This window comes from Burkholderia sp. MSMB1078WGS, from assembly GCF_001528895.1.
In the GTDB taxonomy this organism is placed as follows: Bacteria; Pseudomonadota; Gammaproteobacteria; order Burkholderiales; family Burkholderiaceae; genus Burkholderia.
Genome location: NZ_LPDI01000039.1, coordinates 84280 through 91439, shown reverse-complemented (window position 1 = coordinate 91439; position 7160 = coordinate 84280). Strand labels below are relative to the sequence as shown.

General features: G+C 66.2%; 3 protein-coding genes. All 3 read right to left on the bottom strand.

What is annotated here, in order from left to right; translation table 11 throughout:
• The coding region (locus WT24_RS34275; RefSeq protein WP_156441780.1) for an ESPR-type extended signal peptide-containing protein at nt 1–2891 on the bottom strand (2891 nt) is incomplete at its 3' end.
• Between the two features lie 575 nt (nt 2892–3466).
• On the bottom strand, nt 3467–5827 hold the full coding sequence (locus tag WT24_RS10605) for a CHASE2 domain-containing protein (protein ID WP_156441782.1): 2361 nt from the start codon (nt 5825–5827) through the stop codon (nt 3467–3469).
• Nucleotides 5828–5868: 41 nt separating this feature from the next.
• Nucleotides 5869–6651 carry a response regulator transcription factor gene (locus WT24_RS10600; protein WP_060033339.1) on the bottom strand — a complete coding sequence of 261 codons (783 nt, stop codon included), beginning with the start codon at nt 6649–6651 and terminating at the stop codon, nt 5869–5871.
• Nucleotides 6652–7160: the final 509 nt, after the last annotated feature.

The following is a 7160-nucleotide window of genomic DNA, read 5'->3' as shown; positions in this document are numbered from 1 at the left end:
GGGCCGATCGCGACGCTGTCGACGCCCACCGCCTGGCTGTCGGGTGCGGTCGAATTCGCATGGAAGTACTTGATGCCATGCGCGTTGATGTTGTCGATCGCCGAGCCGACGTTGTTGTTGATCGTGGTCGAACCGTCGCTGTTGTACGTCACGTACGACGGCGCCGAGATCGCGCCGGTGGTCGGATCGTAGGTGGCGCCGCCGCCAATCGCGCCGGCCGTGCTGTTGCCCAGGTTCGTGTTGTTGTTCGCGATCGAGCTCAAGCCCGTCGACAGCGAGCTCATGCCGGTCGACGTGGCAGTCGACAGCGACGTGAGGTTGCTGTCCGTGCTCGACAGTCCGGTAGACAGCGACGTGATCGAGCTGTTGGTCGTACTCAAGCCGGTCGACAACGAACCGATGCTGGTCGACGTCGCTGTCGACAGCGACGTAATCGAGCTGTTGGTCGAGCTCAAGCCGGTGGACAGCGAGCCGACGACGGTCGACGTCGACGTGGACAGCGACGTCAGGTTGCTGTTCGTCGAACTCAGGCCGGTGGATAACGAGCCGACGATCGTCGAGGTCGACGTGGACAGCGAGGTGACCGTGCTGTTGGTCGAACTCAGGCCGGTGGACAACGAGCCGACGATAGTCGAGGTCGACGTGGACAGCGAGGTGACCGTGCTGTTGGTCGAACTGAGGCCAGTGGACAGCGAGCCGACGATAGTCGAGGTCGATGTGGACAGCGAGGTGACCGTGCTGTTGGTCGAGCTCAGGCCGGTGGACAGCGAACCGATGCCCGTGGACGTCGACGTGGACAGCGACGTGATCGAACTGGTCGTCGAACTGAGACCGGTGGACAGCGAACCGATGCCCGTAGACGTCGACGTGGACAGCGACGTGATCGAACTGGTCGTCGAACTGAGACCGGTGGACAGCGAACCGATGCCCGTAGACGTCGATGTGGACAGCGACGTGATCGAGCTGGTCGTCGAACTCAAGCCGGTCGACAACGAACCGATACCGGTGGACAACGAGCCGATGCCGGTCGAAGTCGACGTGGACAACGACGTGATGCTGGACGCCGTCGACGTCGACAGCGAGTCGATCGCCAGATTCGACGCATTGAGCTGGCTACCGTTGATCGCATCGGTGGAGGTCGCGCTGATTTGGCCGGCGGCGACGTTCTGGATCTGCCGCGGCGCGGCGGCCGAGCCGACGCTCACCACGTCGCCGCCCGCCGGCGTGCCGCCGGCAAAGTTGTACGTGGTTCCGCCGATGACGGCGCTGGGCGTCTGCACGGCGGCCGACACCGTCGACGCGTTGCCGAGCACGACCGCGCCGTCGAGGGCGGCCGGCACGGACACGCCACTGCCGACGACGAACGCGTTGTTCGCGTTGATCGTGTTGTTGTTGCCGAGCGAATACGAACCCGAGCCGGTGACGGTGCTCGGATCGCCGATCGCGGCGGAGTTCGCGCCGCTGACGACGTTGCCCGTGCCGATGCTCAGGCTGTTCACGCCGCTCGCCTGGGCGCCTACGCCCATCGCGATCGCGTTCGTACCCGATGCGTTCGCATTCAGACCGACCGACGTGGTTCCGCTCGCGGTGACGCCGATGCCCGCATTGGTGCCGATCGCGACGTTGTCGTTGCCCGACACGAGGTTTCCGGCGGAAGCCGCGAGCGTGCCGTCATACGTGACGGTTCCGTCTCCGCTGCCCAGCGCGACGTTGCGCGTGCCGGTGACGCCCGAACCCGCACCGCGCATCGCGCTCGCGATGCCGCCGCCGATCGCGGTGTTCTGCGCGCCGCTCACGAGTGTGCCGGTTGCGAGACCGACCGCGACCGAACCGGTATTGGCGGTCGTGGAGCCCGCGCCTGCGCCCGCGCCGGCCGCCACGGTGCCATCGCCGCTCGCGAGTGCCTGGCCGCCGATCGCGAGCGACGTGTTGCCGGTTGCCTTCGCGGCATTGCCGACAGCGGTCGCGGCTGCATTCGTGGCCTGCGCGGTCGGGCCGAGCGCAATGGACGACGTACCGGACGACTTGCTGTTGGTGCCGACCGCAATCGATTGCGTGCCGCTGGCGACGGCGTTCGTCATCATCCCCATCGAATTCGTGCCGGTGGCAGTCGACTGGTAACCGACCGCGATTGCGTTGGCGCTCGAAGCCGTCGAGGTGCTGCCGAACGCGACGGCGCCCGTAGCAGTGGCCTGCGCGGCGTTGCCGACCGCGGCTGCGTTCAGACTGTCCGCCACTGCGCTCTGGCCGACCGAGATCGAATTGTCGCCGGATGCCGCAGATGCCGATCCGATGGCCACCGAGGCCGAGCCGGAGGCGGCCGCGGCGTTGCCGCCCGCGAATGCGGCTGCATTGGACGCGTTCGCGAAGGGGCCGACCGCGGCGCTCGATGCGCCCGACGACTTCGCGCCCGGCCCGAGCGCAGCGGAATTGCTGCCGCTCGCGTTCGCCGACGTACCGAACGCCGATGCAGCCTGGGCGGACGCCTGTGAAAAGATGCCGACTGCCGTGCTGTTGACGCCGCTCGCCGTGACGTTCCCGCCGATCGCGATCTCACCGCTCGCGAGCGCGGCGTTCGTGCCGCAGCCGATCGCAATGCCGTTGTTCGTCGTCGCGGTCGCCGAGCCCGGGCAATTCGTGCCGGAAATCGCGACCTGCGCGGCCGCACCGCCCGACCACATCGCCATGCTGCCGAGCACGGCAAGCGTCACGGACTTGAGCGCGGCCGCCGCGCCGGTGCCGCGCGCGACGGCTCGGGCTCCGGCACCGGCTTTGCCCTTGCCGTGGGCCCGATCGAGTTCGGATACCGCGACGATTGCGCCGCGTGCCGCATTCCACACAGTGCGGTAAGTTCTATTCATGGATTTCTGCCGGTAAGCGGCGCGCGCCATCCACGTACCGGGCCAGCCAGGAATGCCGGATGCGTGGAATGTCTGTCGAGCCGTGTGAAAACTGTATTTATCGGGAAGCGCGGTCTTGTGAAAAGGAGATTTCGATCAATCGATTACCCCGGAAAGGTGAAAGAGCGCGATTAAACAAATCGAATTTTCTATGCCTTTTCAAGGGCAATTCGATTAATCGAAACGGGCAAGAATCCGCTGATCCGTAGAATAAGGGAAAGGTATTCTGGCAAGAGAGCGAGAAAATCTGAATAATTGTGAACTAAATGTGAACAAAGAAAACGAGCGGCCGCGAGCGACCGTATTGCGTGGATTTCCGGCGTATCGGTCGACTGGGAGGACGGGTTGATTCCGATCGTTTGCGATGGTTTTTAACAACAAAAAAACAATCCAATGCGGGCCGGTGCGGATAAGCGGTGATATGCACGAAAGACCGTAAAATTTTTAAATTGACGAAATGGCGATGTCGCCGCACGGCGCGGTAACCATGCGCGGGGCGCTTCCCGGCCAATGGGAAATGAAAAAAATTACGGAATGCGTCGTGCGCGGTGCCGTGGGCTCGATTTTCAACCGTCGCGGCGGGCGGTGTTTCGACGGAGCAGCAGCGTGAAGACGGACCCGCGTCCGACCGCGCTATCGACACGAATTTCTCCGCCCAGCGCGTCGACCACCTGCTTGACGAACGCGAGCCCGAGGCCATGCCCGGCCGTCGCGCCGCTCGCGTCGACGCGAAAAAACTCGGTGAACAGGTTCGGCAATTGATGTTCCGGGATGCCGACGCCCGTATCGGCGACCGTCACGCGCCAGCGTTCGTCGCTTTCGCCGGCCGCGACGGTCACGGTCGAACCCTCCGGGCTGAACCGGATCGCGTTGTCGATCAGATTCGCGAATGCGCGGCGCAGCAGCAGCGCATCGGCGATCACGAGCATCCCCGGTTCCGCGATCAACCGGATCTTGATCCGCTTCGCGCTCGCATGTGCCCACATATCGTCGGTCGCGTCGGCGAGCAGCGGCGCGAGATCGACTTTCGTCGCTTTCGCCGAGCGCGCCTGCGCGCGAGCGAGCAACAGGAACTGGTCGGCGAGCGTGAGCGTCGTGCGCGCGTAGTGGCCGACGAGATCGATGAACCGTGCTTCGGGCAACGAAGCCGGCGCTTCGAGACGTTGCTCGATCAGCGCGAGGATCGCGGCCTGCGGCGAACGCATGTCGTGCGACAGAAAGCGCAACGCGGTATCGCGCTGACGTTCGGCGGCGCGCATCGGCGTGACGTCCGCCACGTGAAAGATCAGCATCGCGTCGCCTGCTTCGCGCGCGGGCACGACCGCGCATTTCACCAGCAGCGAGCGCTGCTTCGCGTCGACGATCTCGATGCCGTCCATCGGTGCGGCAGGTTCGTTCGACGGCGTGATGCCGTTGCGTTCGGCCAGCGTTTGCAGCGCGCGCTCGACGTAGTGCGCCGCGTCGTCCGAGGCGGTCATCTCGTGCAGCACGTGCGCCGCATGGCGGCCGGTGGCGGGCGGCGGCGAACCGTGCCGCGCTGCTTCCGTCTCGTACAACCTGAGCGCCCGGCGGTTCGCGAGCAGCACCGCGCCCGAACCGGACGCGACGAGCGTGGCTTCGGGCAGGCTGTTCATCCATTCGGAAATGAGGTGTGCGGAGCGCCGCAGGCGCGCGATCATCGCGGTCATCACGATCACCCGCCGGCGGAATGGATCGATCGCGTCCGTGGGAGCGGGCGCGTCGCCCGGCAGACACGGGTCGGCGATCGTGCGTTCCGCTTCGCGGGTCAGATAGCGCAGCAACGTTTCCTGCCGCCGCCATGCGCTGAGCGCGTACGCAAGCAAGCACGCGGCGACCGCGGTGGCGGGAAAGCAGAACAGATGCGCGGTCTTCAGAACGACCAGCGACGCGGCGCATGTGGCCAGTGCGATGGCCGTACAAGCGAGCAGCGCGGCGCGCGGGCCGAGCGCGAATAATGCCGCGCAAAGCCACGGCAACACCGACAGGCTGAACAGCACCTGGTTGGCCCACGATGCGGTGCGCACAAGCGAGCCGCTCGCGAGTGCGTAAGTGGCTTGCGCGACGAACTCGACGCCGGCGCGCGGCGGCGGCTCCCGGCCCGGCGTGACGAAGTGCGTATCCGCGGTGCCCGAGGTCGGGCCGACGAGCACGATCGCGTCCTTGAGCAAGCCGGGATCGACGCGGCCTTCGAGGGCGTCGACGAAGGGGACCGTGTAATACGACGGGGCGGAACCGAGCGGCACGTAGCGGCGGCATGCGCTGGTCCAGTGAATGTCGCGATGTGCCGGCGGTTCGTCGCACTCCTCGAACGGCACGCCGCTCGCGCGGAGCAGGGAAGCGCTCATGTGCTCGTAGTCGATGGTCGGGGGCCCTTCGCGCAGATAGAAGCTGCGCGACACGCCATCCGCGTTCGGCGCGGCGTTGACCTGCGCGATCGCGAATGCGCCGCGCGCGATCGGCTCGAGCGGCGGCACCACGTTCGGCAAGCCGTCCCCATCGTCGTCGGCCACCACGGCCGGCAGCACCACGCGGCCATTGCGCTTGATCGCGCTCGCCAGCCACGCGTCGCCGGCAGGCAGGATTCTGCCCGGATGCGTGAACGCGACGTCGAGCCCGATGGCGGCCGCACCCGCCGCGGTCAGCCGGTCGATCAACGTCGCGTAATCGGCACGCTTGACCGGCCATCCGCCGAGCGCCTTCGCGCTCGCACCGTCGATCGCGATCAGCACGATCTTCTGCGGCGACGGCCGCTGCAGCAGCGGCTGCACGACGTCGAAGAAGAACAGGTCGGCGCGACGCAGCGCGCCGGACGTCGTCAGCGTCGCGCACAGCAGCAGCACGAATGCACCCGTCACGATACATTCGCGCATGAAACCGCCTGGCATACGCGCATCGTCGGCAAGCATCACGGGTGATTCATCGTAAAGCGTGTGCGTTGACGGCGGCCTCACTCGCACTCGAACCCGGCGGGCGTCAGCGGAGGCGGCGACGCCGGCTGCGCGAGCGGAACGCGGTGCGGCGACGCGCCGGCGTGATCGCGGGCCGACGGCACGGCTTCGAGGCGATAACCGTGTGTGTAGACGGAACTCAGGCGCAACCCGTTCTCGGGACCGAGTTCGAGCTTTTGCCGTATCCGGTAGATATGGGTATCGAGCGTGCGCGAATCCGGATCGAGCTCGCGTCCCCACGTGCTCATGCAGACGAGCTTGCGCGACAGCAGCTTGCCGATGTTGGTGAAAAAGAGTTCGGCGAGGTCGAATTCCTTCGGCGTCAGCTTGACCGGCACGCCGCGCAGCAGGATCGTGCGTTCGCGCGGGTTCAGCACGTAGTCGCCCGCGCCGATGAGGCCGAAGCCGTCGATATCGCGCGCCGAGCGTTTCAACAGCGCGTTCACCCGGCTCGCGAGTTCGGCGACGCGAAACGGCTTCGTGACGTAGTCGTCGGCGCCGGCATCCATTGCCAGCACGATGTCGTCTTCGAGCGTCTTGCTCGTCACGAATAGCACGGCGGGCGACGTGCCGAGCGTGCGGCGAATCCAGTACAGCACTTCGAAGCCGCTCATCGTCGGCAGCAGCCAGTCCAGGATCACGAGGTCGAACGGCTGCGCGCGCAACAGTCGTTGCGCCGACTCGCCGTCGTGCACTTCAACCACTTCGTGTCCGAGCGGGGCCACGACGCGCGCCGCGGCTTTCGCATGAACGGGATCATCTTCGACTATCAGCACACGCATCGCGGCTTCATCCTTGTCATCAGCACGTGGGCGATACCGCACACGTCTTCACTTCGTCTTCAGCGCGGCGCGGCGCACGGGCGATGCGCGGACGGCGCGTGTCGCCGCCAGGCCGACAGGCACAACGCTCCGGCACTGCGGAGGAGCGGGGGCGTCATGCGTGCTGCGCCCTCGCGGGAGAAAACATCGAACCGCGGCACCCGATGCACGCACTGCTGCAGCAAGCGCGTGCGGCGACCGCGTTATGCAGTCACGGCCATTTGCGGCGAGCCTTCGCGTTCGGGATCCGATGTCGAACCATGCCGGAGCAGGGCGCGCGCGGAGGAACGAATTGAGGCAATCGTCGCGCATGTTTAAGGGCGTTCTGCCGGGCTCTCAGCATCGGGGTGCTCATGGTTGCCATGCCCTCGTCAGGCTGCAAGTGTTTCGATTGTGCTTGGGTCGGCCGCGGGGCGCGGCGCGTTTCACGTAGCGAATCCGGATGCGCTCACCGGCAATGTGGCGAGCAA

Excerpts from the sequence above, each read along its gene's own strand:
- WT24_RS10605 (WP_156441782.1), bottom strand. The coding sequence starts at position 5,827 with ATGCTTGCCGACGATGCGCGTATGCCAGGCGGTTTCATGCGCGAATGT.
- WT24_RS10600 (WP_060033339.1), bottom strand. The coding sequence starts at position 6,651 with ATGCGTGTGCTGATAGTCGAAGATGATCCCGTTCATGCGAAAGCCGCG.